The 26936-nt window shown below is 62.2% G+C and carries 19 protein-coding genes, 1 tRNA gene and 1 pseudogene; 11 read left to right on the top strand and 10 right to left on the bottom strand.

The features are described 5' to 3' along the window. Window position 1: 1 nt before the first annotated feature. Genes OHD62_RS11560 through OHD62_RS11545 form a run of 4 tightly spaced genes read right to left on the bottom strand, consistent with a single transcriptional unit; the run spans window position 2 to window position 4950 of the window. A complete protein-coding gene (locus tag OHD62_RS11560) occupies window positions 2-1513 on the bottom strand; it encodes an aldehyde dehydrogenase family protein (protein WP_263782824.1) in 1512 nt (503 codons plus the stop codon). Window positions 1514-1539: 26 nt separating this feature from the next. Then, entirely contained in the window at window positions 1540-2316 is a 777-nt protein-coding gene (locus OHD62_RS11555; RefSeq protein WP_263782823.1) for an enoyl-CoA hydratase/isomerase family protein, read from the bottom strand. Beyond that, window positions 2309-3910 carry an acyl CoA:acetate/3-ketoacid CoA transferase gene (locus OHD62_RS11550; protein ID WP_263782822.1) on the bottom strand — a complete coding sequence of 534 codons (1602 nt, stop codon included), beginning with the start codon at window positions 3908-3910 and terminating at the stop codon, window positions 2309-2311. The genes OHD62_RS11555 and OHD62_RS11550 overlap by 8 nt, the downstream gene beginning before the upstream one ends. After that, window positions 3907-4950: a LacI family DNA-binding transcriptional regulator gene (locus OHD62_RS11545; protein ID WP_263782821.1), complete on the bottom strand. Its 1044-nt coding sequence runs from the start codon at window positions 4948-4950 to the stop codon at window positions 3907-3909. The genes OHD62_RS11550 and OHD62_RS11545 overlap by 4 nt, the downstream gene beginning before the upstream one ends. A 242-nt stretch (window positions 4951-5192) precedes the next feature. Here OHD62_RS11545 and OHD62_RS11540 point away from each other — a divergent pair, with 242 nt between their 5' ends. The 4 genes from OHD62_RS11540 to OHD62_RS11525 all read left to right on the top strand — a co-directional run bounded on the left by OHD62_RS11540 (window position 5193) and on the right by OHD62_RS11525 (window position 9687). After that, a complete protein-coding gene (locus tag OHD62_RS11540) occupies window positions 5193-6347 on the top strand; it encodes a dihydrodipicolinate synthase family protein (RefSeq protein ID WP_263782820.1) in 1155 nt (384 codons plus the stop codon). A gap of 120 nt (window positions 6348-6467) precedes the next feature. Next, complete coding sequence (gene fcl, locus OHD62_RS11535; protein ID WP_263782819.1) at window positions 6468-7430, top strand: GDP-L-fucose synthase; 963 nt, start codon at window positions 6468-6470, stop codon at window positions 7428-7430. Continuing rightward, window positions 7375-8850, top strand: coding sequence for a hypothetical protein (locus tag OHD62_RS11530; protein ID WP_263782818.1), 1476 nt, complete (start codon window positions 7375-7377; stop codon window positions 8848-8850). The genes fcl and OHD62_RS11530 overlap by 56 nt, the downstream gene beginning before the upstream one ends. An 81-nt stretch (window positions 8851-8931) precedes the next feature. Next, complete coding sequence (locus OHD62_RS11525) at window positions 8932-9687, top strand: Stf0 family sulfotransferase (protein ID WP_263782817.1); 756 nt, start codon at window positions 8932-8934, stop codon at window positions 9685-9687. 64 nt (window positions 9688-9751) lie between these two features. On the opposite strand, the gene OHD62_RS11520 is transcribed toward OHD62_RS11525, so the two are convergent. Both OHD62_RS11520 and cpdR read right to left on the bottom strand, forming a co-directional pair. Continuing rightward, window positions 9752-9826, bottom strand: a tRNA-Val gene (locus OHD62_RS11520). A gap of 288 nt (window positions 9827-10114) precedes the next feature. Then, window positions 10115-10477 (bottom strand): cell cycle two-component system response regulator CpdR, encoded by a 363-nt coding sequence (cpdR, locus tag OHD62_RS11515; protein WP_006199474.1) that lies wholly within the window; start codon window positions 10475-10477, stop codon window positions 10115-10117. A 164-nt stretch (window positions 10478-10641) separates the two neighbouring features. Here cpdR and OHD62_RS11510 point away from each other — a divergent pair, with 164 nt between their 5' ends. The 3 genes from OHD62_RS11510 to OHD62_RS11500 all read left to right on the top strand — a co-directional run bounded on the left by OHD62_RS11510 (window position 10642) and on the right by OHD62_RS11500 (window position 13479). Continuing rightward, window positions 10642-11583 carry an N-formylglutamate amidohydrolase gene (locus OHD62_RS11510; protein WP_263782807.1) on the top strand — a complete coding sequence of 314 codons (942 nt, stop codon included), beginning with the start codon at window positions 10642-10644 and terminating at the stop codon, window positions 11581-11583. Window positions 11584-11932: 349 nt separating this feature from the next. Further along, window positions 11933-12706, top strand: a complete 774-nt coding sequence (gene hisN, locus OHD62_RS11505) for a histidinol-phosphatase (RefSeq protein ID WP_263782806.1) — start codon at window positions 11933-11935, stop codon at window positions 12704-12706. A gap of 260 nt (window positions 12707-12966) precedes the next feature. Beyond that, window positions 12967-13479, top strand: coding sequence for a DUF1579 domain-containing protein (locus OHD62_RS11500; protein WP_263782805.1), 513 nt, complete (start codon window positions 12967-12969; stop codon window positions 13477-13479). 21 nt (window positions 13480-13500) lie between these two features. Here the strand turns inward: OHD62_RS11500 and OHD62_RS11495 are convergent, their stop codons facing one another. Next, the gene (locus OHD62_RS11495) at window positions 13501-14457 is read right to left on the bottom strand and encodes an alpha/beta fold hydrolase (protein ID WP_263782804.1); all 957 of its coding nucleotides are present in this window, start codon (window positions 14455-14457) and stop codon (window positions 13501-13503) included. A 465-nt stretch (window positions 14458-14922) separates the two neighbouring features. Between OHD62_RS11495 and OHD62_RS11490 the strand changes: the two genes are divergently transcribed. Both OHD62_RS11490 and OHD62_RS11485 read left to right on the top strand, forming a co-directional pair. Continuing rightward, window positions 14923-15390, top strand: coding sequence for an Hsp20 family protein (locus tag OHD62_RS11490; protein ID WP_263782803.1), 468 nt, complete (start codon window positions 14923-14925; stop codon window positions 15388-15390). Window positions 15391-15521: 131 nt separating this feature from the next. After that, window positions 15522-16263 (top strand): annotated as a pseudogene (locus OHD62_RS11485) (sulfite exporter TauE/SafE family protein). 8 nt (window positions 16264-16271) lie between these two features. On the opposite strand, the gene OHD62_RS11480 reads toward OHD62_RS11485, so the two are convergent. Further along, window positions 16272-17324, bottom strand: coding sequence for a threonine aldolase family protein (locus tag OHD62_RS11480; protein WP_263782802.1), 1053 nt, complete (start codon window positions 17322-17324; stop codon window positions 16272-16274). Window positions 17325-17800: 476 nt separating this feature from the next. Between OHD62_RS11480 and gltB the strand changes: the two genes are divergently transcribed. Both gltB and OHD62_RS11470 read left to right on the top strand, forming a co-directional pair. Then, window positions 17801-22522 carry a glutamate synthase large subunit gene (gene gltB, locus OHD62_RS11475; RefSeq protein WP_263783860.1) on the top strand — a complete coding sequence of 1574 codons (4722 nt, stop codon included), beginning with the start codon at window positions 17801-17803 and terminating at the stop codon, window positions 22520-22522. 152 nt (window positions 22523-22674) lie between these two features. Beyond that, window positions 22675-24129, top strand: a complete 1455-nt coding sequence (locus tag OHD62_RS11470) for a glutamate synthase subunit beta (RefSeq protein WP_263782801.1) — start codon at window positions 22675-22677, stop codon at window positions 24127-24129. Window positions 24130-24177: 48 nt separating this feature from the next. On the opposite strand, the gene OHD62_RS11465 is transcribed toward OHD62_RS11470, so the two are convergent. After that, window positions 24178-25410: a DUF459 domain-containing protein gene (locus OHD62_RS11465; RefSeq protein ID WP_263782800.1), complete on the bottom strand. Its 1233-nt coding sequence runs from the start codon at window positions 25408-25410 to the stop codon at window positions 24178-24180. Between the two features lie 218 nt (window positions 25411-25628). Then, window positions 25629-26855 (bottom strand): lytic murein transglycosylase, encoded by a 1227-nt coding sequence (locus OHD62_RS11460; RefSeq protein WP_263782799.1) that lies wholly within the window; start codon window positions 26853-26855, stop codon window positions 25629-25631. Between the last annotated feature and the right edge of the window lie 81 nt (window positions 26856-26936).

Here is a 26936-nt window from a genome sequence, read left to right as displayed (position 1 = left end):
CTCAGCCGAGCCACCATCCGGTGCGCTGGCCGCGATGAAACTGGATCGTCTTTTCCTCGGTATAGTCCTCGACGGCGCGTTTGCCGAGTTCGCGTCCGAGACCGGACTGCTTGTAGCCCCCGAAAGGCAGTTCGGGATAACCTTCCATGAACGTGTTCACCCAAACGGTTCCCGAACGCACATTCCGCGCCACCGACATGCAGGTGTCGATGTTGGCGCTCCACACGCCTGCCGACAAACCATAGGGCGTGTTGTTGGCGATGTGCAACGCCTTTTCAATCGTTTCAAAGGTCAGCACGGAGAGCACCGGACCGAACACTTCCTCGCGTGCGATGGCCATGTCTTCGGTTACGCCACGGATGATGGTCGGGTCGAGGTATTGGCCGGCGTTGGACGTCAACTGCTTGCCGCCGCTGTAGATATCGCTGCCGTCGCTGGCCGCCGCCGTTACATAGCCGGCTACCTTGGCCAGATGGTCCGGCGAAATCATCGCGCCGACCTTGGTGCGGTCGTCCAGTGGGTCACCCACGGTCACCTTGGCGGTGAGCGCCTTGACCGCGCTGAGGAAGTCATCGGCGATCGCCTCATGCACGATCAGCCGGCTGCCGGCATTGCAGCATTCGCCGGCGTTGAAGAAGCCGCCGAACACCGCCGCGTCGGCGGCGGCTTCGAGATCGGCATCTGGGAAGACGATCTGGCCGTTCTTGCCGCCGAGCTCCATCGAGACCTTCTTCAGCGATTGCGCGGCCGAGGCCATGGTCATCTTGCCGACGCGGGTGGAGCCGGTGAACGACACCATCTCGACCAGCGGATGGCTAACCATGGGCGCACCGACATCGCTGCCCAAGCCGGCGAGGATGTTGACGACGCCGTTGGGCAAGCCGGCCTGCATCAGGATGTCGCCAAGCACGAAGGTGGAGGCGGACGTCATTTCGCTCGGCTTGACGACGGCCGTGCAGCCGGCGGCGAGTGCGAAGGGCAGTTTCTGGCTGACGATGAGGAAGGGGAAATTCCATGGCGTGATGATCGAGACGACGCCGATCGGTTCGCGCAGCACCACGCCCAGCATGGCGTCGCCGAGATTGGCGTAGGAGTCGCCGGAGAGCGTGCGGGCAAGCGATGCGGCGTAGCGCCAGATGTCGACGGCGCCGCCGATCTCGCCACGCGCCTGGGCGATCGGCTTGCCGGATTCCAGCGCATCGAGCCGGGCGATCTGCTCCAGCCGGGCCTCGATCAGGTCAGCCGCCTTGAGCAGGATGGCGGCACGCTCGCCCGCCTTCATGCGCGGCCAGGGGCCAGTCTCGAAGGTCTTGTGCGCAGCAACCACCGCCGCCTCGACGTCCGCCTCGCCAGCCTGCGCATAGTGGGAGACGGCGAAGCCATGGCCGGGGCTGTTGCGCGCAATCGTGCGGCCGTCGCGGGCGTCGACATGCTTGCCGTCGATCAGCAGCCGGTAGTTCTTCGGCGCTGCGGCTGCCTCGGCGGGCATGGCAATGTTGAGGGGCAAGTTCATGTGATTTCTAGATTCCGCCTGTGACTCTAAGATCTTGAAAACGCTGGTTTCTGCTTGGTCTTGAAAGCGCCGACGCCAGCCTTGAGATCGCCGGTCAGCGCGATGAAGCCGCTGGCCAGCGCCTCTGTCGCGGCAGCACTTTCCTCGCCTTCGGCAATTGCGATCATCAGCTTGGCGGCTTCGGTCGCCAGTGGCCCGCGCTCGGCGATTCTTTCGCCCCAGGTTTTGGCTTCGGCGACTGCCTTGCCGGCCTCCACAACTCGGTCGACGATGCCCAGAGCGAGCGCCTCGGAGGCGAGAAAAATCTCACAGCCAAGCGCCATGCGGCGGACCGTCTGGGCGCCGAAGCGGCGCACCGCTCGCTGCGTGCCGGACCAGCCGGGGACGACGCCGATCGAGGTTTCGGGAAAGCCGAGTTTGACCTGCGTTTCGGCGACACGGAAGTCGCAAGCCGCCGCCAGTTCCAGTCCGCCGCCCAGCGCGTGGCCGGAGAGCGCGGCGATGGTCGGCTGCCTGAGCCGCGCCAGCCGGTCGAAGACACGATGGCCGTAGCGCACCCATTGCACCTGGAAATCGGCGGCGCTCATGGCGGCCCAGGCCTCGACATCGCCGCCGGCGCAAAAGCCCTTGCCTTCGCCGCAGAGCAGCACGACGCGCACGCCGTCCGCGGCCTCCGCCGCGTCGAGCGCAGCCTCCAGCGCCCGCAACATCGGGATATCCAGTGCGTTGAATTTCTCCGGGCGGCGCAGCGTGACGATGCCGATGGCGCCATCGGTTTCGAAGGTGACGAGAGGCTCAGACATGCGCGCCTCCGAGCGAGGCGCCGCCATTCAGCGACAGGCCGATCGGCCGATCCTGATAGAGTGCGGACGGTGTCACCTTAAGGTCGTTGGCGACGGCTAGCGCAATCTCGGCCTGTGCCAGCACGTCGCGCTCGAGGTCGATGCCGGGTGCTAGTTCCGTTACCATCAGACCTGCGGGCGTCAGCTTCATCACGCAGCGTTCGGTAACGTAGGTGATATCCTGTCCTTGCGCGACCGCGCGCTTGCCTGAAAAGGAGATGTGCTCGACCTCGCCGACCACTTTCTTGACCTTGCCCTCCCGGTCGATGCGGATCGCGCCATCGGCCAATGAGAGCTTGGCTCCGGCATTAAAGAAGCCGGAGAAGACGATCTTTTTTGCCCGCGCGGTGATGTCGACGAAGCCGCCGGCGCCGGCGGTAACATGCGGCCTGGCCGAAAGCTTCGATACATTGACCGAGCCGTGGCGGTCGATCTGCAGGAAGGAGAGCAGCGAGGCGTCGAAGCCGCCGGCCTGGAAATAGATGAACTGGTGCGGTGAAGGCATGATCGCCTCGGCGTTCGAGGCGCAGCCGAACTTGAAGTCGAGCAGCGGCACGCCGCCGACCGCGCCCTGTTCGATCACCCAGGTGACCTTGCCGTGCTGGCCTTCCTCGAGAAGGATGCGCGGCACATTGGCGGAGATGCCGAAGCCGATGTTGACGGCCATGCCGTCGCTGAGTTCCATGGCGACGCGGCGGGCGATCACCTTCTGGACGTTCATCTCGGCATTGCGGAAGCTCGACAGCGGCCGGAAGATCTCACCCGAGATTGCCGGGTCGTAAGGCGTCAGCGTCGTCTGCAACTGGTCGGGTGCGACGACGATATGGTCGACCAGAACGCCCGGCACGCGAACGTCATGCGGCTTCAGCGTGCCGTTCTCGACGACGCGCTTGACCTGAGCGATGACGATGCCGCCATTGTTGCGGGCGGCAAGCGCCTGTTCCAGCCCGCCGAGATAGGCGCCCTCATGTTCATAGGTGAGGTTGCCGCGCTCGTCGGCCGTCGTGGCGCGGATGATCGAAACATGCGGCACGATCGAGCGGAAATAGAGCCATTCTTCGCCGTCGAACTGCTGCACGGACACGATCGGTTCGCTGGCGGCGTCGTTCATGGCGCAGCCCTGATGGCGCGGGTCGGCGAAGGTGTCGAGACCGACCTTGGTCAAAACGCCAGGCCGCTTGGCGGCGGCCTCGCGATGCATGTCGAACAATATGCCTGACGGCACGTTGTAGGCGGCGACCGAATTGTCGCCGATCATCTTCCAGATCTGCGGCGGCTCCGAGGATGACGGGCCGGAGGGATAAGAGCCGCACAAGGTCCGCTTCAGCAGGCCGGGCTTGGCCAGATGATCGATGCCTTTGATGCCGTACATGTCGCCGGCGGCGATTGGGTGCAGCGTCGTGATACCCTTCGGATGGCCTTCCGCATCGAAGCGTTCGCCGACAGCGGCGAGCACGGCGTCCGGGCAGCCGAGGCCGCTCGACGACGACACCGACACGACCATGCCGTCCTTGATCAGGCTGGCGGCCTCAGCCGCCGAGACGAGCTTGCTCACGCAGCGTCTCCTGTTTCCGCCCGCCGGTTTGGCCCACAACTGTCCCTGACCACAAGATTGACCGCGCCGATATGGTCCTCGGCGCGCGTCGTGCGCGACTGGATCATCTTCAGCATGACATGGGCGGCGCGCTCGCCAAGGCCTGCTGAATCCACCGCGACGCTGGTCAGCGCCGGCATGTAATGCTGAGCCTCAATGACGTCGTCGAAGCCAACGACGGCGAAATCCGCTCCGGGTTCCAGTCCGCGCTTGCGCAGCGCCAGCATGACGCCGAAGGCGACCGCATCGTTGAAGCACAGGGCCGCCGTCGGTGGCTCAGCCGCCGCAAGAGCCGTGTCCAGGCAGGCAATGCCGCCCTTGCGGCTGGTCTCGCCCTCGACGACGATCGTATCGCGTTTGGCGATGCCGAGCGCCTCGCACGCTTCGCGAAAACCGCCGAGACGCTCGTGATAGACCACCAGATCGGACGAGCCGCCGAAGAAAGCCAGCCGGCGATGGCCCTTGCCGATCAGATGCGCGGTGGCGAGCCAGGCGCCCCGATGATTGTCGGGCGCAATCACGGGAATACGGCTTTCAGGCAAGCGGCGCATGGCAAAGACGACGGGAAGGCCTGCGGTTTCCAGTCGCCGGAAGGCGCCAGACGTCGTGCCGCGCGCCGGTGAGACGATGAGCCCGGCGACGCCTTGTTCCATCAGTGACTTCAGCACTTCTTCCTGGCGCACCGGATTCTCGGCCGTGTTGGCGATGAAGGGCACGATGCCGGCCGACTGGAAGACGCGTTCCATGCCGACAGCCATTTCGGCAAAGAAGGGGTTGGTGAGGTCGTTGATGACCATGCCGATGACGTTGGAATGGGCCTTGCGCAGATTGGCGGCGCCGCGGTTATAGACATAGCCGACATCCTCGATCGCCTTGCGAACCTTGACCGCGGTTTCAGGCCGGATCAGCCCGCTGCCCTGAAGCACGAGCGACACGGTCGACTTGGACACGCCCGCCTCGCGGGCAATGTCGAGTATCGTCGCCTTGGCCCGGCTGGCCATCCAGATACGTCCTCCCGGCATTTTCTGGGTCGAATTTATTGGAACGTTCTAATCCTTAAGGCGGATTTGAGTCAATCGGGATTTTCTTCTGGCTTCGAAAATTGACACACGGCAACTAAATGCCCTGGTCCTCAAGGCTTTTGGTGCTGCGGTGCAACATTGAGCCATGGGAGATCGAGAATCGTAAAGGTTCTTGATTTATTGGAACGTTCCATTTAATAGCGCCATCAAGGGAGAGAGCTATGGATATTATCTTGCCCGGGGAGGGCGGCGGCAGTACCCGCTACCGCCTCGTCGGCCAGCCGGCTCAGCCGGTGATCGGCGCGCGGTTTTCGCGCATCGCCTACGCTGCTGCCCATGTCGTTGCCGATCCTCTTTGTATGACCGATCCCTGGTCCAGGCCGGCGGTCGACTGGGAGCGCACGATGGCGTTTCGCCATCATCTGTGGCGGCTCGGCTTCCGCATCGCCGAGGCGATGGACACCTCGCAGCGTGGCATGGGTTTTGATTGGGCAAACGCCAGGGAACTGATCCGGCGCTCTATCGCCGAGGCACGGACCGTGCCGGGTGCCGATCTCGCCTCCGGCGCCGGCACCGACCATCTGGCGCCGCGCGCCGCCAGGGATCTCGATGACGTCATCGCGGCCTATGAGGAACAATTCGGCTTCATCGAAGGTCTGGGCGGCAAGGCGATCATGATGGCCAGCCGTGCGCTCGCAGCCGTGGCCAAGGGTTCCGAAGACTATGTCAAGGTCTACAACCGCATCCTTGGACAAGCCTCCGGCAAGGTCATCCTGCACTGGCTGGGTGATATGTTCGATCCGGCGCTGAAGGGATATTGGGGCGCCCACGATTTCGAGGCAGCACTCGACACCGTCGTCGCCATCATCGAACGCCACGCCGGCAAGGTCGAGGGGATAAAAATATCGCTGCTCGATGCCGACAAGGAAATCGCGCTGAGGAACCGGCTGCCGGAAGGCGTCGTCATGTTCACCGGCGACGACTTCAATTATCCCGAACTGATCGCCGGCGACGGCCAAAGACACTCGCACGCGCTGCTCGGCATTTTCGACGCCATCGCGCCGGTCGCCAATGCAGCACTGACGAAGCTCGCCGATGGCGACCGCGCCGGCTATGACGCGCTGATGGCGCCGACCGTGCCTCTGTCGCGCAAGATCTTCGAGGCGCCGACCGAATATTACAAGGCCGGCATCGTCCTCATGGCCTGGCTGAACGGCCACCAGGCGCATTTCTCGATGGTCGGCGGCATGCAATCAGCGCGCGGCATCCGCCACTATGCCGATGTCTTCCGCCTTGCCGATCAGGCGGGATTGCTGGCCAACCCGGAACTGGCCATCGCCAGAATGAAGAGTCTGTGTGCCGTGGCAGGCGTCTGATTTTGCCTTGTTTGGCGATTTGCCTTGTCTGGGTAAATCCGTATGCGCTATGCGTCCGACGCAAGGTCGAATGGCGCCGACGCCGATGGCCTGGCTGCCGTTCTGCATAGGGATACGCCAATGAGTTTCGAACTTCAGGGCAAGCGTGTTTTCGTGGCCGGGCATCGCGGCATGGTCGGCTCCGCCATCCTGCGCAGGCTGGCTGATGAGGATTGCGAGGTCCTGACGGCATCCCGCGCTGAACTCGATCTTCAGGACCAGGCCGACGTGCGGCGCTGGATGGCCGACCGCAGACCGGATGCGGTGGTGATGGCGGCGGCCAAGGTCGGTGGCATCCTGGCGAACAACAGGCTGCCGGTCGATTTCCTGCAGGACAATCTCGTCATGCAGACCAATGTCATCGAGAGTGCTTTCCGCAACGACGTGCAGAAATTGCTGTTTCTCGGTTCGTCCTGCATCTATCCGAAGTTCGCGGCCCAGCCGATCTCCGAGGACGCCTTGCTGACCGGTCCGCTCGAACCCACCAACGAATGGTATGCGATTGCCAAGATCGCCGGGCTGAAACTGTGCCAGGCCTATCGGCGCCAGCATGGCGTCGATTACATCTCCGCGATGCCGACCAATCTCTACGGTCCGGGCGACAATTTCGACCTCGATTCCAGCCATGTCGTGCCCGCCCTGATGCGCAAGGCGCACAAGGCCAGGCGTGCCGGCGACAAGACCCTGGAGGTCTGGGGATCGGGCACGCCGATGCGCGAGTTCCTGCATGTCGACGACGCCGCCGACGCTCTGGTCTGGCTGCTGAAGAATTATAGCGGTGACAGCCATGTAAATGTCGGCTCGGGCGAAGATATCACCATTGCCGAGCTGGCCCAGACCATGCTCTCCGTCGTCGGCGCCAACGCCGTGCTCACATTCGATTCGACGAAGCCGGATGGCACGCCGCGCAAGCTGATGGATGTGTCGCGCCTGTTTGCCACCGGCTGGCGTCCGCGCTATTCGCTTCGCAGCGGCTTGGAACAGACTTATGCGTGGTTTCTCCAGCATATTGAGACAGGTGATCTCCGCCTCGGGGCGGCCTGATCCTCAATCAACGCTGATTGCCGCCACCAGAGATGACGGCTTGGGCGGCCGGCTTCTGGCCATGGCCAATGCAAAGGCGCTCGCCGACGCGCTTGGCTATCGTTTTGGGTTCACCTGGAAGGCCATCAGAGACAAAGAGTTCCATGTCATCGACGCGGTTGAGAAGATCTTTTCAGCCGATTTCATCGAGAAATATTGGCTGGGCGAGAAGATCAAAAGATCCGATTTCGCCATTCTCGAAAAGATGCCATTCACACGGTCCAGCCTGGATGCTGCTGCAGTAAAGGGGAATTTCCGGGGCTGGATTTGCAACGAATTTCGCATTCTGGAGGAGTTTCGGGACGAGGGCACTGAAACGATCCGAAGATCCGAGACCTTGCGGGGTTTTGGCTTCTCCGGGGATGTGAGACAGGCGCTCGACGCCGCCGACAAGTGCCGTTTTCCCAGGCCGATGGCTGCACTGCATCTTCGTAGTGGCGATATCGTCCGCGGCAAGTACCGCTCAAGTCTGGATTTTGCGAACAAGGTGATCCCTTCCACCTTGGCCAAGTCGATCGTGTCGGAACTCTCGTCGAAGGGCCTCTCGACCCTGCTGATCGGCGAGGACCGCGCCACGCTCGAATATCTGAGATCCGAAACCGGAGCTTTGCTGACCGATGATTTCGGAGCGCGGCAATTCGACGATCCGACACTCAAGGCATTTTTTGAGATGGGTCTCATGGCGCGATGCCAGAAAATCTATGCCGGGAGCAGCGTCTTTGCGACGGTGGCGTCGATGATGGGTGATATTCCCTCCACCAAGACAACAACCTTGTTCGACAGTTCCCGAGCCGCGGAGCTCATCCTGGGCGAATTGGAGACTCATCAGTCGGACTATCATCCGCTAGAGGCTGCATTCGGCTATCAAGCCGCTTTCCTCACTCTGGAAGACCGGATCAGTTCGGCGCAGGCGAGAGAAATTCTCGAGAAGGCCTACGGGCTTGATCCGGAAAACGATGTCTACGCCCTGAAGATAGTTGCGTCCTATTTTCGCGAGAACGACTATCGTTCAGGCGAGGCAATTCTGAAGTCCCTTATGACGAAGGAATTTCTCGTCTCTTCTGCAATGCCTCTGAGAGCCATGCGGGTTCTGACCGTCCGGTTGTGGCGCGGTCATGTCATGGCAAAGGATTTTGAGCCTTTCTTTGCGGCGGCACGGGCGGGCTGCCCCTATGCCGCGGCGTGTTCGGCTCATATCTTGCACCGTGCATTTGGCGAGCTGAAACCTGCATTGCACATGATCGCACAGTCGATGAATGCGGAACCGACAAATACATTGTTCAAGAAAATCAGAAGGTCGATACGGCCGATCACCCCACCGAAGTCCGGCCTGCTGCCGAAAGCACGGACGCAGCTTTGGAGGGCCGGGATCAGGATCTAGGCTCGCGCCGGGAAGGTTTGTGCTTCGGGACCGACCCGCGCTGGATGGACTCCGCCATTCTCCCGGGATTATCTGCCAGACATGCCGATCAGCCCGCCTGAAAGCTGGGAACGACCTCGCAAGACGCTCATCATAGCGAGCACGCCGCGAAGCGGCAGCAATCTTCTTTGCGACAAGGTTTCGAGCACCGGCGTGCTGGGCAATCCGGGCGAATATTTCCGTCATTGGGATACTCCTGAGGTAACGACGGTGGATCGCTGTCTGTTGGCGGCCAGCGAGGGCAAAACCGAAAATGGCGTCGTCGCTTTCAAGCTGTTTCCCGAACATTTCGACAGGCTGCAAAAGGATATTCGTCTCACGCAATGGTTTCCCGACCCGGTATGGGTCCATCTTGAAAGGCGCGATCTGCTCGGCCAGGCCATTTCGCTGGCCAAGGCGATGCAGGATCGGGCGTGGACCAGTGGCGAGCCTGCGGTAAAAGACGCCGAATACACGGTGGAGGGGATAGAGGCAGCACTTGCCAAGATCATTGCCGGCAACGGGCGCTGGTCAGCCTATTTCGCCAGAATCGGCATCGAACCGGTGCGTATTTTCTACGAAGACATCCGCGATGATTTCGACAGCGCCTGCCAGCGCATGGGCGCGCTTCTGGGTCTTGAAGCTCCCATGCCCGCGACGGCACAGGTGGATATGCAACAGCAGCGCAACGCGCAAAACGACGATTGGCGGCGGCGGTTTCTCGCCGAGGCCGGCGACCGGAACAACTTCCCGGCGGCGGTCAATCCAATGGGAAACCGGGCGCGCAAGAAACCCGGATGGGCGTTCTGGAGGAGATAGGCCGGCGGCATCGTGCAAGCCGGGAGGCAGCGGCAACAGACGATGCGATGAAGGCTGGACCGGATGGTGGGCGTGACAGGGATTGAACCTGTGACCCCTGCAATGTCAATGCAGTGCTCTCCCGCTGAGCTACACGCCCATCCGAAGCCGCGCATACACCACTTTTGGCCCATCGCGTCAATAGAGCATGATCCCGAAAAGTTGCAGACTTTTCGGACAAGATTATGCGAAAAATAAAGACCTAGAGCAGGATGACCGGTTCAACCTCAACTCAACCTGCTCTACCGGGAAAAGGGAAAGAATGCCCGGTCTGTCTGTTTGCTTTGACGCAATTCCCTAGGGAAAGCGCTACGCGCTTTTCCCGGGAAAACCGCTTCACACTCTTCCTGGAATTGCTCTCGTCGGTCGAGACCCACCGAAAAGCGCGTCAGGCTGCCTGCAGCATCTTTTCAACCTCGTTGACGAGGTCACGCAGGTGGAACGGCTTCGACAGCACCTTGGCGTCTTTCGGCGCCTTGGAATCGGGATTGAGCGCAACGGCGGCGAAACCGGTGATGAACATGACCTTGAGGTCGGGATCGATCTCGGTGGCGCGGCGGGCGAGTTCGATGCCGTCCATCTCCGGCATGACGATATCGGTCAACAGCAGCGAGAAGGGCTCTTCGCGCAGACGCTCATAGGCGCTGGCGCCATTGTCGAAGTCGCTGACCTGGTAGCCGGCGCGCTCCAATGCCTTGACGAGGAACCGGCGCATGTCGTCGTCGTCTTCCGCCAGTAGAATGCGTGCCATTGTAACCCGTCCGAATCACCCGCCCGAGACTGCCGTGGGGCAAGCCCGTTAACCATCCTGTATATGAGGATGTGACGGTAAACATCAAGTGAACGAAGACAGATGCGATCCGCATTTAACAAGGTGGGTCCGAATGCTGAAATGCTGGACATGCGCCCAGTGAGATGGCACTTTCCATTGATGATGCATTGGTGTTTCCGGGTTCGTTCAAATTGAAAACGGCAGCCGAGGATTTTTCGGTCGTTCCACCCTTCGAAATCCGGTCGGGCGCCGAGCAGCGCGTTCCCTTCCTCTTCAACTCGCCGCACAGTGGCCGCTACTATCCGGATCGGTTCCTGGCCATGGCAAGGTTGGACCGCAACGCTATTCGCCGGTCGGAGGATTGCTATGTGGAAGAATTGTTCGGCGGCGCCGTCGCGCTCGGCGCGCCGATGCTGGCGGCGAACTTCCCGCGCGCCTATCTCGACGTCAACCGCGAGCCGTGGGAACTCGATCCGCGCATGTTTGCCGAACCGGTGCCGTCCTTCTGCAATATCCGCTCGGCGCGGGTGGCCGGTGGGCTCGGCACCGTGCCCAAGCTGGTGGGAGAGGGGCTCGACATCTATTCCGGCCGTTTGCCGCTGGCGGAAGCCGTCGCGCGCATCGAGGCCGTCTACAAGCCTTATCACGAGACGCTGAAACGGCTGTTGACCAGGACCCATGCGCGGTTCGGCTATGCCGTGCTGATAGACTGCCACTCGATGCCGGCAAGCATCCGGGTCGGCGACAATGGCCTCAGGCCGGACTTCATCGTTGGCGATCGCTTCGGCATCTCCGCTTCGGCGGCGTTGACCGAGACGGCGATCGGCCTGCTCATCGGCATGGGTTATACCGTCGCCCACAACAAGCCCTATGCCGGAGGCTTCATCACCGAGCATTATGGCCGCCCGGCGCGCCATCTCCATGCGCTGCAGATCGAGGTCAATCGCGGGCTTTACATGAACGAGCGGACGTTCCAGAAATCCGTCGGCTTCGACGCGCTCGCCGACGATCTGGCAAGATTCTCGGCCGATCTGATGGCGATGCCCGATCACCATTTCATTGATCTTCCGCTTGCCGCCGAATGAGCAAATAAAGTGCCGGAGTGCCGGTTGGGGAAGACGCTCGCTCCGTTGGATGCCGCCCTGAAAAAAAGACCGCATCGTTTGCACGACACGGTCGAAGTCTAGGGAGGAAACGCCCAAGGAGGGCATGGACAGGAAAACCTGTCCGAGAACAAATTTATTGTGCGCTGCACAAATGTCAAGCTATCTCACAGGTTTTTAAATCACTCTGATGTGGAAATTGCATTTCGGTGGCGCCTGCGTGACATTGAGGCAACAGTTCTCGACGCGCAAATGTCTCTGCACGCCCTTGTCTTGGCGAGGAACCGCAGGCAAATGACAGGTCCAGCATGCTGCAACGCGGGAGAATCAGTTGGACATCAGCATCGATTTCATGCGCCGCGTTGCAGATGCCGCCGCCGCCGAGACCTTGCCGCGCTTCCGCAGCCAAGGCGCTATTGTCAACAAGGAAACAGGCAGCTTCGACCCGGTCACCGAGGCCGACCGCGAGGCCGAGCGGGTCATCCGGGCGCTGATATCTGCCGAATATCCAGACCATGGCATCCTCGGTGAGGAGCATGGCAGCGAGAACATATCCAGCCGACATGTCTGGGTGATCGATCCCATCGACGGCACGCGCGCCTTCATTTCCGGCTTGCCGGTCTGGGGAACATTGGTCGGGTTGACGGTCGACGGCGATGCCGTTGCAGGAATGATGTCGCAACCCTTCACCGGCGAGCTTTTCTACGCCAACGCTTCCGGCTCGCACTATGAAGGCCCGGGCGGACCGCGAAAACTCGCGACGCGCAAGACAACGGATCTCGCCGAGGCAACGCTGTTCACCACGACGCCGGCGCTGTTCAAGGGGGAGGCGCGCCAGCGTTACGACCGGTTCGAGACAAAGGTTCGGCTCGCTCGCTACGGCACCGATTGCTATGCCTTCGCCATGGTCGCGGCGGGTAGCGTCGACATCGTCGCCGATCCCGGACTGAAACCCTATGACATCGTCGCGCTGATCCCGATCATCGAGAAGGCCGGCGGCATCGTCACCACCTTCGACGGCGGACCAGCCGAGAAGGGCGGCGACATCCTGGCCGCGGCGACGCCGGAGCTTCATGCCGCGGCGATGGCGGCGCTACGCGGCTAGGGACTGCTGATATTCAGGTGATGCCGGTCTGCAAATTGCGGTTTCCTGCGCTTCCGGTGCTCACGTACAAAAAGTACGCTCCGCTCCGGTTCTCGCAAACCACCATTTTCGACTCGGCCTGACCTGAATCTCAACGGACCCTTGGCGCCGCGAGGAGTGGATCAGCCAGCGATCTCTAGATTCGACAGGTCAGTACTCCTGACAGCAAGATGTCAGTAGCGTTCTGCTATGGAAAGATGTCACCAGAGGGAGGACTACACATGTCAACGCAATCAGCAGCCGGCCGTTCCGGCGATGGCCCGGCAGACGGCCGGACCGACTTTGATTTCTTCTTCGGCCGCTGGGACGTCAGCCATCGAAGGCTGCAAGCGCGGCTTGCGGGTAATACGAATTGGGACGAGTTCGGCGGAACATGCGAGGTGCGCCGGATCCTCGGTGGCCTCGGCAATGTCGACGATAATGTCATTGAATTGCCCGGCGGCGCCTATCTTGCCGCTACGGTGCGGACCTTCGATCCGGCGACGGGACAATGGTCGATCTGGTGGATCGACGGCCGCAACCCCTCGAGTATCGATGTGCCGATGCGCGGAAGCTTCGAGGCGGGCGTCGGTACGTTCCTGTGCGACGACGTTTTCGACGGCCGCAAGATCCAGGTTCGTTTCCTCTGGTCGCGGATGACAGAAAAATCGGCGCGCTGGGAGCAGGCTTTTTCACCCGATGGTGGCGAGACCTGGGAGACCAACTGGATCATGGATTTCGCCCGTCGCGCGTAATTTGATGCCAGACAGAGCTGATCAAGCCGCGTCGTCAGTTCCGGGGATGAAGGCATCGAAGGCGGCAAGGAACTGCTCGCGATAGAGGTCGGCTTCCTGCAGGATCTCATGGCGCGCGCCATCGATCATCAGCAACGAGCCGAGGCGCAGACGTCTTGTGTAGGCTTCCACGGCCCTGGTCGAGACGACCTGGTCGGCGCCGGCAGCGATCACCAGCAAGGGAACCTGGATCCTGGCCATGAAGTCGGGATCGCTGATGGTTTCGGACGCTTCCGCCGCCGCTTTCAGCCAGCGGATCGTCGGGCCGCCGAGCGCCAATTGCGGATAGGCTTCGTAGAGCAAGGTGTTACGTCGAAAACGCTCTGGATCCGATGTCACCTTGTTGGTGGCAAAAGGGGCTGTTTCCTTCGGCCGCAGGCCCCAGGCGGCATAAAGCCGGCCAAGGCCGAGGTAGCAGAACAGCGTGCAGACGCGGCGAACGGTCGTTATCGATACCGGCAGGTCAGGTACGGCCAGGAACGGCGCGATCAGCACCATGCGTCGCACGCGGTTCACCATCGAGGGCGCAGCAAGCAGCGTGATCACGGCGCCTGCCGAATGGGCCAATATATAATACGGCCCGCGGCAGTCGGGCAGCACGATCTCCTCGAAGAACTGTTCCAGATCGCTGGTGTAGTCGAAGAAGCTCCTGACATAGCCGCGCTGGCGGTCACCGATCAGCCGGTCGGAATCGCCCTGGCCGCGCCAGTCGAGGGTCGCGACGCCGAGGCCGCGTTCGGTAAGATCGCGGATGGTCTCGAAATACTTCTCGATACACTCGTTGCGCCCGGTCAGCACGACCACGGTGCCCTTCATCGGGCGGGCGGTGGCGGCAAAGAGGCCGTAGCGGATTTTCTTGCCGTCGCGTGCGGTGAAGAAGCCGCCGGCCGCATTTTCCGGCATCGGATTGCCCGGAATTTCGTGGAAGAGGTCCGTCATTCGGCGCTTCGTTGTTTGCTGTCCCGGCCGATCCTGCCGAGACGTCGGCATGGTGATAGACGGCCATGCGCCAAAAGCAAAGGCGTTGCGGGAGAGGCAAAGGCAACGAATGAGGCCGGAAGCAGCCTGCGGCGCGCTTCCGGCCTCTGTCGATCCGGGAGGAAGGGACGTTACACCCGGTTCGGCCTCGTCGCGGCGCCGCACCTGGGGTGCCGCTGTTCCTGATCCTGGAAACAGTCTAGCGCCGCCTAGCTGAACGTCCGCCGAAGCCCCGGTTCATCTGCCGTTCATCAAGGCTCAAAACCCGGCGGGTTTTCGCGGCAGGAAAATCTTGAAATGCCCCTGCCTGCTCACCAAATGTCTGATGCGGCCGCCAATGTCGGGGCCGCTGGCCCATCCGGAACGCCGCTCAAGGGTTTCGCACCGGCCATACGCAAACCATGTTGCTCAACAGGAGAACACACCATGCGTCACGTTGATTTTTCCCCGCTTTATCGTTCGACCGTCGGTTTCGACCGTCTCTTCACCATGCTGGATTCGCTCGCGCAGCCTGACGGCGCGCAGACCTATCCGCCCTACAATATCGAGCGTACCGGTGAGGATTCCTACCGTATCTCGATGGCCGTCGCCGGTTTCTCGGACGAGGAAATCTCGATCGAGGCCCACCGTAATGTGCTGACCGTCAAGGGTGAGCGCAAGGAAGAGGGCACTGGCGAAGGTTCCGAGCTGCTCTACCGCGGTATCGCTTCGCGCGCCTTCGAGCGCCGCTTCCAGCTTGCCGACCACGTCGATGTCGTCGGCGCCACGCTGAAGAACGGCCTGCTCTTCGTCGACCTCAAGCGCAACATCCCCGAGGAGCTGAAGCCCCGCAAGATCGCGATCACCGCGTCTTCGGGCAAGGCCAAGCAGATTGAGGCCAAGACCGCCGCGTAATCGCAGTTGAGCGTAAGTCACTGAAAAGCGGCGCCGAAAGGCGCCGCTTTTTGTTTGGCATGGTGCCTGTGCCACCCTCAACCAACGGTACTGGCCCTTTCGCGGCAGGCCTTGCCTTATCATGAAGGGCGATGTCTGATTTTTCCTTGGCAATGACGGGCGCCGTTGCCGTCACCTTCCTGCTGGCCGGCATCGTCAAGGGCGTCACCGGGATGGGCCTGCCAACGCTGGCGATGGGGCTGCTGGGCACGGTCATGCCGCCTGTCGCTGCTGCTCGTTCCATCCTTCGTGACCAATGTCTGGCAGCTGTTGTCAGGCCCCAATTTTGCATCGATCCTGCGCCGGCTCTGGCTGATGATGGCCAGCATCACAATCGGTACGCTGGCCGGCTCATGGCTGCTGGCCAGCGACAATATCAAATGGACGACTGCTGGCCTCGGTGCCGCCTTGGTGCTCTATGCCGCCTACACCTTGCTGGCGCGGCAACTCAATGTTCCGGCAGCGGCCGAACGCTGGTCGTCGCCCGCCATCGGTTTCCTCACCGGCCTTGTCACGGGCGGGACGGGGGTTTTCGTGGTTCCGGCCGTGCCCTATATCCAGGCGCTGGGGCTGAGCCGGGACGACCTCATCCAGGCGCTAGGCCTTTCCTTCACCGTGTCCACAATCGCACTGGCCGCTGGCCTTGCCTCGCATGGAGCTTTCCAGGTCGAGCATATGGTGCTGTCGTCGCTGGCCGTTCTGCCAGCTCTGCTCGGCATGTGGCTCGGCAAGCTGCTCAGGCAGCGGATCAGCCCGGCGACCTTCCGGCGCTGGTTTCTGATCCTGCTGATGCTGCTTGGCCTGGAGCTGCTGGCGCGGCCTTTTTTGGGCTAACCGCTTGACTATCCGGCGAGCAGGCGACCAAGGTGGTCAACCTCTTCCGTCGTGGTCGCGAAACTGGCGACGAAGCGGTAGATCGCTTCGTTGTCGCCGAGGTGGCCGTCGAAGCCGTCCGGCACACCCCATTCGTAGAATTTGGCGCCTGCCGCCTGCAGCTTTTCGGCAGTGGTGCGGTCGAGGATCGCGAAAACTTCATTGGCCTGTGGCAACCAGGCCAGTCGGCTGACCGACGCATCTTCGATCGTCTCGGCCAACCGCGCGGCAAGTGCATTGGCGTGGCGGGCCATTCTCAGCCAGAGATCGTCGGCGAAATAAGCCTCGAACTGAGCCGAGATGAAGCGCGCTTTTGAAAAGGTCTGCCCGGCGCGCTGACGAAGCAGGCGCAACTCATGCCCGACATCGGGGTTAAGGACCACAACCGCGTCGGCCATCCAGCAGCCGTTCTTGGTGCCGCCGAAGGAGATGATGTCGACGCCGCTCTTCCAGGTCATTTCCGCCGGGCTGATGTCCGTCGCGGCAATCGCATTGGCGAAGCGCGCGCCGTCCATGTGCAGAGGCAATCCGTGACGGCGGCTCACCTCGGCGATCGCCTTGACATCTTCGACCGTGTAGACGGTGCCGACCTCGGTCGCCTGGGTGATCGTCACGGCCATCGGCTGGCCGGCGGGGGCGAGATCCTTTGAATAGCGCGTGATGGCCCGGTCGAGCGCCTGCGGATTGATGCGTCCCAGCGGCCCCGGAACTGGCGACATGCGCGCTCCGCCGGTATAGAAGCCCGCCGCGCCGAACTCATCGACATTCATATGCGCCTCGGAATGGCAGAAGGCGACACCGCCGATACGATTGCACGCCGCCATGGAGAGCGCGTTGGCCGCAGTGCCGGTCGCGACGAAGAACACCGCGACTTCTCTTTCGAAAATCTCACTGAAGCGCCGGTAGATGGCGCGGTCTAGCTCGCCGTCGCCATAGGCGGTCGCGATGCCCGTGGCATGCCGGGATAAATTGGCCGAGATGTCGGGATGAACGCCCGCCCAGTTGTCGGATGCAAAGAACATCGAGAAGCCTGTGAATCGGTTGCAAAACGGGCGGGACCTTGACCGTTTTGACCTCTGGCGCGCAAGGGCCAGGCGCCGAAAAAGCGGTAAAGCCAGTCGGCGGTAGAAAGTAGCTGACGACCGAAGCTTACGTTTGGCAACCTTTTCACGAAATTTTGTGTCGCAATATGCCCAAGATTTTTGTGAATCGGTCTTGTGCACCTTGGCTATTTCTGTCATAAAAATTTAGGACAGTAGTGCTGTCTTATTTTGTCGCACAAATCTGGCTGGAGTGGCGTATCATTGGCCTCTCCGGATGTTGCCGCGAGCGACAGGTAGACGGCCCGGCTCTGGCCAGTACGAATACCATATGCGAAGCATGCGGAAAGCCGCATGGTTCGGCAGGATTTCGCAAGACGTGCCGCAAGGATGAGGGGAAGCCACGCGCTTCCCGACGCAAACCAGCGCCCTGAGGGCGCGGAATGGAGGACAGGATGATGACGGAACTGACGCCATCTGCGATCAACGGCCAGGCCGCGCAGACGAAAGCGGCTGCCGTCAAAAATCCGCTGCGCACCGATACCGGTTTCGCTGCCCATGGCCTTTACGATCCGCGCAACGAGCATGATGCCTGCGGCGTCGGCTTCATCGTCAACATGAAGGGCGTCAAGTCGCATCAGATCGTCAAGGACGGGCTTGCCGTGCTTGAAAACCTGACGCATCGCGGCGCCGTCGGCGCCGATCCGCTCGTTGGTGATGGCGCCGGCGTTCTGGTGCAGCTTCCGGACCGTTTCTTCCGCGAGGAAATGGCAGCCCAGGGCATCGAACTGCCGGCGGCGGGCCAGTACGGCGTCGGACACTGGTTCATGCCGCAGGACGCAGCACTTCGCGCCCATATCGAGGACATCATCGCCGAATCGGCTCAGTCCGAAGGGCTTCCGCTGATTGGTTTCCGTGACGTACCCGTCGACAATTCGTCGCTGTCGAAGGCTCCGGACATCGTGGCCTCCGAGCCGTACCATCGGCAGGTCTTCATCGGCCGCACGCCCGATATTACCGATGACGAGGAGTATGAGGCCAGGCTCTATCTGCTGCGCAAAGTCATATCGGGCCGCATCTATGCCGAAAACGACAACAAGGACATTGGTTCCTATTGCGTGTCGCTGTCGGCGCGCACCATCGTCTACAAGGGCATGTTCCTGGCCTATCAGGTCGGCGCCTATTACAAGGACCTCACCGATCCGCGTTTTGAGACCGCGCTGATCCTCGTCCATCAGCGTTTCTCGACCAACACTTTCCCGTCGTGGAAGCTGGCGCATCCCTACCGCATGGTCGCCCACAATGGTGAGATCAATACCGTGCGCGGCAACAACAACTGGATGGCGGCGCGCCAGGCGTCGGTCGATTCCGAGCTGTTTGGCAATAACATTTCGAAGCTTTGGCCGATCTCCTACGAAGGTCAGTCCGATACCGCTTGCTTCGACAATGCGCTCGAATTCCTGTTCCAGGGCGGGTACAGGCTCAGCCACGCCATGATGATGCTGATCCCGGAAGCCTGGGCCGGCAACAAGCTGATGGATGCCGACCGCAAGGCTTTCTATGAATATCACGCCGCGCTGATGGAGCCGTGGGACGGGCCGGCGGCGGTCGTCTTCACCGATGGCCGTCAGATCGGCGCTACGCTCGACCGCAACGGGCTGCGTCCTGCGCGCTACATCGTCACCGATGACGACCGCGTCATCATGGCCTCCGAGGCCGGCGTGCTGCCGGTGCCGGAGGAGCGGATCGTCAAGAAGTGGCGGCTGCAGCCCGGCCGCATGCTTTTGATCGACCTGGAAAAGGGCCGCATCATCTCCGACGAGGAGATCAAGTCGGAGATTGCGACCAGGCACCCCTATAAGACCTGGCTCGCCAACACGCAGCTCATCCTGGAAGATCTGAAGCCGGTCGAGCCACGCGCGCTGCGCAAGGATGTCTCGCTGCTCGATCGCCAGCAGGCGTTCGGCTACAGCCAGGAAGACACCAAGCTTTTGATGTCGCCGATGGCCACCACCGGCCAGGAAGCGGTGGGATCGATGGGCACCGACACGCCGATCTCGGCGATGTCGGACAGGTCGAAGCTGCTCTACACCTATTTCAAGCAGAACTTCGCCCAGGTCACCAACCCGCCGATCGATCCGATCCGCGAGGAGCTGGTGATGAGCCTGGTCTCCTTCATCGGGCCGCGGCCGAACATCTTCGACCTTGTCGGCAATTCGCGCCGCAAGCGGCTTGAAGTGCGCCAGCCGATCCTGACCAATGGCGATCTCGAAAAGATCCGCTCCATCGGCCACACCGAGGATCGCTTCGACACCAAGACGATCGACATCACCTATGGCTCGAACGAGGGCGCGGCCGGCATGCAAGGCGCCATCGACCGGCTGTGCGAGCGCTCGGAAGCGGCGGTGGCCGGCGGCTACAACATCATCATCCTGTCCGACCGTCAGCTCGGACCGGATCGCATTGCCATACCGGCGCTGCTGGCCACGGCGGCGGTGCACCACCACCTGATACGCAAGGGGCTGCGCACCTCGGTCGGGCTCGTCGTGGAATCCGGTGAGCCGCGCGAGGTGCATCATTTCTGCTGCCTCGCCGGCTACGGCGCCGAAGCGATCAATCCCTATCTCGCCTTCGACACGCTGCTCGACATGCACAAGCGCGGCGAGCTGCCGGCCGAGGTCGACGCCTATGAAGTCGTCTCCCGCTACATCAAGTCGATCGGCAAGGGCATCCTCAAGGTGATGTCCAAGATGGGCATCTCGACCTACCAGTCCTATTGCGGCGCGCAGATATTCGACGCCATCGGGCTGAAGTCGGATTTCGTGCAGCAGTATTTCACCGGCACCGCGACGCTGATCGAAGGCGTCGGGCTGGACGAGATCGCGGAAGAGACGGTCAGCCGCCACTCCGACGGCTTCGGCAACGACCCGGTGCTGCGCAACAGCCTCGAGGTCGGCGGCGAATACATGTTCCGCATGCGCGGCGAGGCGCATATATGGTCGCCCGATGCTGTCGCCACCTTGCAGCACGCCGTGCGCCAGGGCTCGTGGGAAACGTTCAAGGAGTATTCCGCCCAGATCGACAGCGTGACGGCCCGCGCCCAGACCATTCGCGGCCTGTTCAAGATCAGGCTCGCGGAAGAGAGCGGCCGCAAGAAGGTTGCGCTCGACGAGGTCATGCCGGCGGCCGACATCGTCAAGCGCTTCTCCACCGGAGCGATGTCCTTCGGCTCGATCTCCAGGGAGGCGCATACGACGCTGGCGCGCGCCATGAACGCCATCGGCGGCAAGTCGAACACCGGCGAGGGCGGCGAAGAGGCCGACCGTTACCTACCATTGCCTGGCGGCGGCAAGAACCCCGAGCGCTCGGCGATCAAGCAGGTCGCCTCCGGGCGGTTCGGCGTGACGGCGGAGTATCTGGTCAATTCGGACGTGATGCAGATCAAGGTCGCACAGGGCGCCAAGCCCGGCGAAGGCGGCCAGCTGCCCGGCCACAAGGTCGATGCCACCATCGCCAAGGTCCGGCATTCGACGCCCGGCGTCGGCCTGATCTCGCCGCCGCCGCATCACGACATCTATTCGATCGAGGATCTGGCGCAGCTGATCTACGATTTGAAGAACGTCAATCCGGCGGCGGATGTCTCGGTCAAGCTGGTGTCGGAAGTCGGCGTCGGCACCGTCGCGGCGGGCGTCGCCAAGGCGCGCGCCGACCACATCACCATATCGGGCTATGATGGCGGCACCGGCGCCTCGCCGCTGACCTCGCTCAAGCATGCCGGCAGCCCGTGGGAAATGGGCCTTGCCGAGACGCATCAGACGCTGGTGCTCAACGGGCTCAGATCGCGCGTGGCGCTGCAGGTCGATGGCGGGCTGCGCACTGGCCGGGACGTCATCATCGGCGCCCTGCTGGGCGCCGACGAGTTCGGCTTCTCGACCGCGCCGCTGATTTCGGCCGGCTGCATCATGATGCGCAAGTGCCACCTCAACACCTGTCCGGTGGGTGTGGCGACGCAGGATCCAGTGCTGCGCAAGCGCTTCAAGGGCACGCCCGAGCACGTCATCAACTTCTTCTTCTATGTGGCGGAAGAGGTGCGCGAGCTGCTCGCCGAAATGGGCTTCACCCACATCGACCAGATCATCGGCGATACCGATCTTCTGGAGAAGCGCGACGTGATCCAGCACTGGAAGGCGCGTGGACTCGACTTCGGCAAGATGTTCTTCAAGCCGGACGCGCCGCATCACGCGGTGCACTGGACCGAGCGGCAGAAGCATCCGATCGACGATGTGCTCGACCGCAAGCTGATCGAGCTGGCCAAGCCGGCGCTGGAAAGCCGGCAGCCGGTCAGCATCGAACTGCCGATCCGCAATGTCGACCGCTCGGCGGGCGCCATGCTGTCGGGCGAAGTGGCCAAGCGCTTCAAGCACAAGGGGCTGCGCGAAGACACGATCTCGGTCAAGCTCACCGGCACGGCCGGGCAGTCCTTCGGCGCCTTCCTGGCGCGCGGCGTCTCGTTCGATCTGGTCGGCGCCGGCAACGACTATGTCGGCAAGGGCCTCTCGGGCGGGCGCATCGTCATCCGTCCGCCGGAAGAGGCCAAGATCGTCGCGGCCGAATCCATCATCGTCGGCAATACGGTGCTCTATGGCGCGACCGAGGGCGAGGCTTATTTCGCCGGCGTCGCCGGTGAGCGTTTCGCGGTGCGCAATTCTGGCGTGGCCGCAGTCGTCGAAGGCGTTGGCGACCATGGCTGCGAGTACATGACCGGCGGCATCGTCGTCGTCATCGGCCAGACGGGTCGCAACTTCGCCGCCGGCATGTCGGGCGGTGTCGCCTATGTGCTTGATGAGGCGGGCGATTTCGCCGAGCGCTGCAACATGGCGATGGTCGAGCTGGAGCCGGTTCCGGAAGAAGACGATCTGATGGAAAAGCTGCTCCATCACGGCGGCGACCTCGATCACAAGGGACGCGTCGATGTGTCAGGCGACATGACCAGCCATGACGAGGAACGGCTCTACCAGCTGATCTCGAACCACGTGCATTATACGGGCTCGGTGCGCGGCCGTGAGATCCTTGATGATTGGGCGACATTCCGGCCGAAATTCCGCAAGATCATGCCGGTCGAATACCGCCGCGCGCTGATCGAGATGGAACGCATGCGCATGGGCGTGGCGGCCGAATAGACATTGGATGCCGGGAAGCCTGGCTTCCCGGCACGGTCTCATCAACAATCCTGACCTCGTGCGGAAGGTTGCCATGGCTGCCTCAAGAGGTTAACGGGTGCGGCGGCAAGTTAGATTTCCGGGCGCACCATCTGGACAGCAGGAACTGGACTATGGGCAAGGTAACAGGCTTTCTCGAGATCGACCGGCAGGTGCACAAGTACCAGCCGGCCTCCGACCGCATCCGGCATTTCCGCGAATTCACGCTGCCGATGTCGGACAAGGAGGTCGAGAAACAGGCCGCGCGCTGCATGGATTGCGGCATTCCCTTCTGCCATGGGCCGACCGGCTGTCCGATCCACAACCAGATCCCGGACTGGAACGACCTCGTCTACAATGGCGACTGGGACAATGCGATCCGCAACCTGCATTCGACCAACAATTTCCCGGAATTCACCGGCCGCATCTGCCCGGCACCTTGCGAGGAAGCCTGCACGCTGAACCTCGAGGACATTCCGGTCGCCATCAAGACCGTCGAGCAGGCGATCGCCGACAAGGCCTACGAGACCGGCCATATCCGGCCCTATCCGCCGGAGAAGAAGACGGGAAAACGCGTCGCCGTCATCGGCTCGGGGCCGGCCGGCATGGCGGCGGCCCAGCAGCTCGGACGTGCTGGGCACGACGTGCATGTCTATGAGCGCGAGAGCCGGCCTGGCGGGCTGATGCGCTATGGCATCCCCGACTTCAAGATCGAGAAGCACTATATCGACCGGCGTATCGAGCAGATGCAGGGCGAGGGCGTGAGCTTTTATTGCGGCGTCAATGTCGGTGTCGACAAGAAGGTGGAAGAACTGCTCGCCGAATATGATGCGGTGCTCTATTGCGGCGGTTCGGAAACGCCGCGTGCTGCCGACATTCCCGGCGACGATCTTGAGGGTGTGCATGACGCGATGCCCTATCTGGTGCAGCAGAACAAGCGCGTCGGCGGCGAAGCGATCCAGTCGGTCGCGTGGCCCTCGCCCCCGATCGTCGCCGGCGGCCAGCATGTCGTCGTCGTCGGCGGCGGCGACACTGCCTCCGACTGCGTCGGCACCGCCTTCCGCCAGGGCGCCGTGCGCGTCACCCAGCTCGACATCCGCCCGCAGCCGCCGGAGAAGGAAGACAAGCTCGCGGTCTGGCCCTACTGGGCGACGAAGATGCGCACTTCGTCCTCGCAGGCCGAGGGTGCGGAACGCGAATTCCAGGTGGCGACGCTGGAGTTCATTGGTGAGGATGGCCAACTGACCGGCGTCAAATGCTGCGAGGTCGATGAAAAGCGCAAGCCGATCGCCGGTACCGAATTCGTCATCCGCGCCGATCTGGCCTTTATCGCCATCGGCTTTGCCGGGCCTGCCGCCGCCGGTGTGGTGCAGGAACTGGACGGGCAGATGAAGATCGTCACCGATGCCCGCCGCTCCAGGAATGTCGAGGCCAATGATCGCGATTACAGGACCAGCGTCGAAAGGCTCTATGCAGCGGGCGACGTGCGCCGTGGCCAGTCGCTGGTTGTCTGGGCCATTCGTGAGGGCCGCCAGGCAGCGCGTGCGATCGACGAGGCGCTGATGGGATCGACCGTCCTGCCACGTTGAGCCCGTTCGGAAACTCTACTCCTGCGGCCATCCGAAGAGCTTGCCGTATCAAGGATTGATCGCTGTCGTCTTGTCGCTTCCGGCGGCTGCCGTCGCGGGCTGGACCTTGGGCGGCCAGGAAAAATCGTCGGCGCGGCCGGGCGATGCATCTGATGCCTTACGCTCGACGGCGAGCTTTTCGCCGGGCTTGTCAGCCTTTTTCGACGGGGCGGCACCGAGAAGTTCCGAGCCGCCATCGAGCGCCGGATCGCTGAGCAGCATCGGTACGGTCCGGTCGACTTCTATGGGAGCGGCCGCCGGTACCGGTGCCTCAACGGGAGCGCCGGCCGGCGCGGCGGCGGTCGTGACGCTTCCTGGCGCGCTCAGCCCCAGTATTTTCAGCAGCGGTTTTTCGGCATAGAAGGCGAGCTTGCGTTTGCCGGCCTTGGATACGTTGATGCCATCATCGGTGCGCAGCCGAACCGCCTGGCCGTTGATATCTGGCCCGCTGATGACGAAGGCGCCGTTCTCGTCGACGAAGCCGTCCCAGATGTCGACGAATTCGCCGCCGTGACTTTCGGCAGCCGACCGGTAGATGTCGTTGAAAGCCAGCATGTCGGTAGTCATCTTCGCCACCCGGAAAGGTGGCATGCCGACCCACAGATAGGGAACCTTGGTCGACGCGATGGCCTTGCCGAGCGCGTCGGTCCGGCGTTCGTACTCCTTGTTCCAGTTTTCCGATCGCGGCTGTTCGCGTACATCGTCGACGCGCATTTGCTGCCGGTCGTTGGAACCCAGCATGACGATCACGGCCGCCGGCTTTTCAGTCTCGATCAGCGATTTGATCTGTGCGGGCCAGTTGTAGACGTCCTCACGCACGAGGCCGGACGAACCATTGCTGCGAACGACGATCTTGACGCCAGCGTTTTCCGCAAAAGCGGCATCCAGGCCTTCGGCAAGGCCGGAGGCGATGAAGTCGCCGACGACCAGGACGGTGCGGGCATCTGCCGCCTTCTGGACCACAGGGGTTGCCGGCTCGGCTGGCGGCCGGGGAGTCGCACGAGGCTTTCTTGCCTTTGGCTTGGGCGGTTTCGCTCTTTGAATTTCCGGTGGCGGCGGGTAGATTCGCTCGCTTCGGCGTGGAAACAACAGGTCGCGCAGCGACCAGCCACGACTTTCTTCTTCCTGCGCCACGGCTGGTGTATAAAAAGCGCCGGAGATGCCGACCGTCAGGACGGTAATGGCCAGAGCGAGGATCGGCACGCGACGAAGGATCACCCGGATGCGCGCAGCCGAAACCAATCACCCTCTCCATCCCTGGGCGCATGGCCGAAACCGGATTTCGGAAGGGCCATGCGCGCGAATTAACGTGCTACAGCGTCCTCTGGGCATCCGAAAGGACGCACGCTGCAGACGGCTCTAGAGCGGCGGACTTTCAAGTCAAACCGTGCCGCCGCTCTATCTTTTTGTTTGAGCATCGGGTTCTCCCAAAACCGGCACCCACTTTTGGGTCCGATGCTCTAGTTCTGCCTGAGCCATTTGAGCACTTCCATGCTCGGATGTCCGTCCTGGGTCAAGCCGGCCTTCGCCTGAAAGGCCATGATGGCGGCTTTCGATCCGTCGCCGATCTTGCCGTCGAACTTGCCCGAATAGTAGCCGTGCTCGGAAAGCCGCTGCTGGAGCTCCTGCCTTTCCTCGAACGAAAGCTTGGTGAAGGGGCGCTTCCAATCCTGCACAAGCCCGCCGTAGCCGGCGATATCGTCGGCAAGAAGGCCGACGGCAATCGCGTATTTGTCGGCATTGTTGTAGCGCTTGATGACCGAAAAATTCTTGATCATCAGGAAAGCCGGTCCGCCGCGGCCGCCGGGCACCTTCAACGTCGCCTTGTCCGCACCATTCCTGAACGGCTTGCCGTTGGCGCGCGTGACACCCAGCGCCTGCCATTGCGACAGCGATTTCGACCCGCTTGGGAACTTCTTTCCCTCCGGAAGGATCACTTCATAACCCCAGGTCTTGCCGGCCTGCCAACCGTTCTTCTTAAGCAGGTTGGCGGCCGTCGCCAGGGCGTCGGGGATCGAATTCCAGATATCGCGCTTGCCATTGCCGTCCATGTCGACCGCATAGGACTGGTAGCTGGTCGGAATGAACTGGGTATGGCCCATGGCCCCGGCCCATGAACCGACCAGGTGGCTTTCGTCGATGTCGCCCCTTTGCAGGATCTTCAAGGCCGCGATCAACTGGGTGCGGGCATATTTCGAGCGCCGGGGATCGGCATAGCCGAGCGTTGCCAGCGAACGAACGACGCTGCGAATTATGTCGTCGCGCTTGAGGGTTTCGCCATAGTTCGATTCCATCGACCAGATGGCCAGCAGGATGTTGCGGTCCACGCCATATTTCGCTTCGATCCGGTCCAGCCACGGCTTCCACTTCCTGGCCATCTGCTGGCCGACGGCGATCGACTGGTCATGGACGCGGTTGTCGAAATAGTCCCAGGCGGGCGCCGTGAACTCCGGCTGAAAGCGCGCTTTTTGCAGGACCTCCGGGTCGGGGTCCTTGATGTCTCTGAATGCCTGGTCGTAGACCGCGCCAGAAACGCCGCTCTGCACCGCGGTCGCGCGGAAGCTGGCAACCCATTGGCGAAAACCGGCGTCGGCAAAAGCCGACCCGGTGGGCATCAGCAAGGCAAGCGAGAGGCTGGCTGCCGCCATGACGCTTGTCAGGCGCCTTGCTGCATTGCGAACGGACATCTTTTCCTCCTTTTTCATCACAGGAAGATCATTCATCGCCGAACCCGGTTAGGATTTAGTTTACCATAGGTGCCGTTGGGA

Source organism: Mesorhizobium sp. YC-39 (assembly GCF_025753795.1).
In the GTDB taxonomy this organism is placed as follows: Bacteria; Pseudomonadota; Alphaproteobacteria; order Rhizobiales; family Rhizobiaceae; genus Mesorhizobium.
This window is presented reverse-complemented; position numbering and strand designations above follow the sequence as displayed.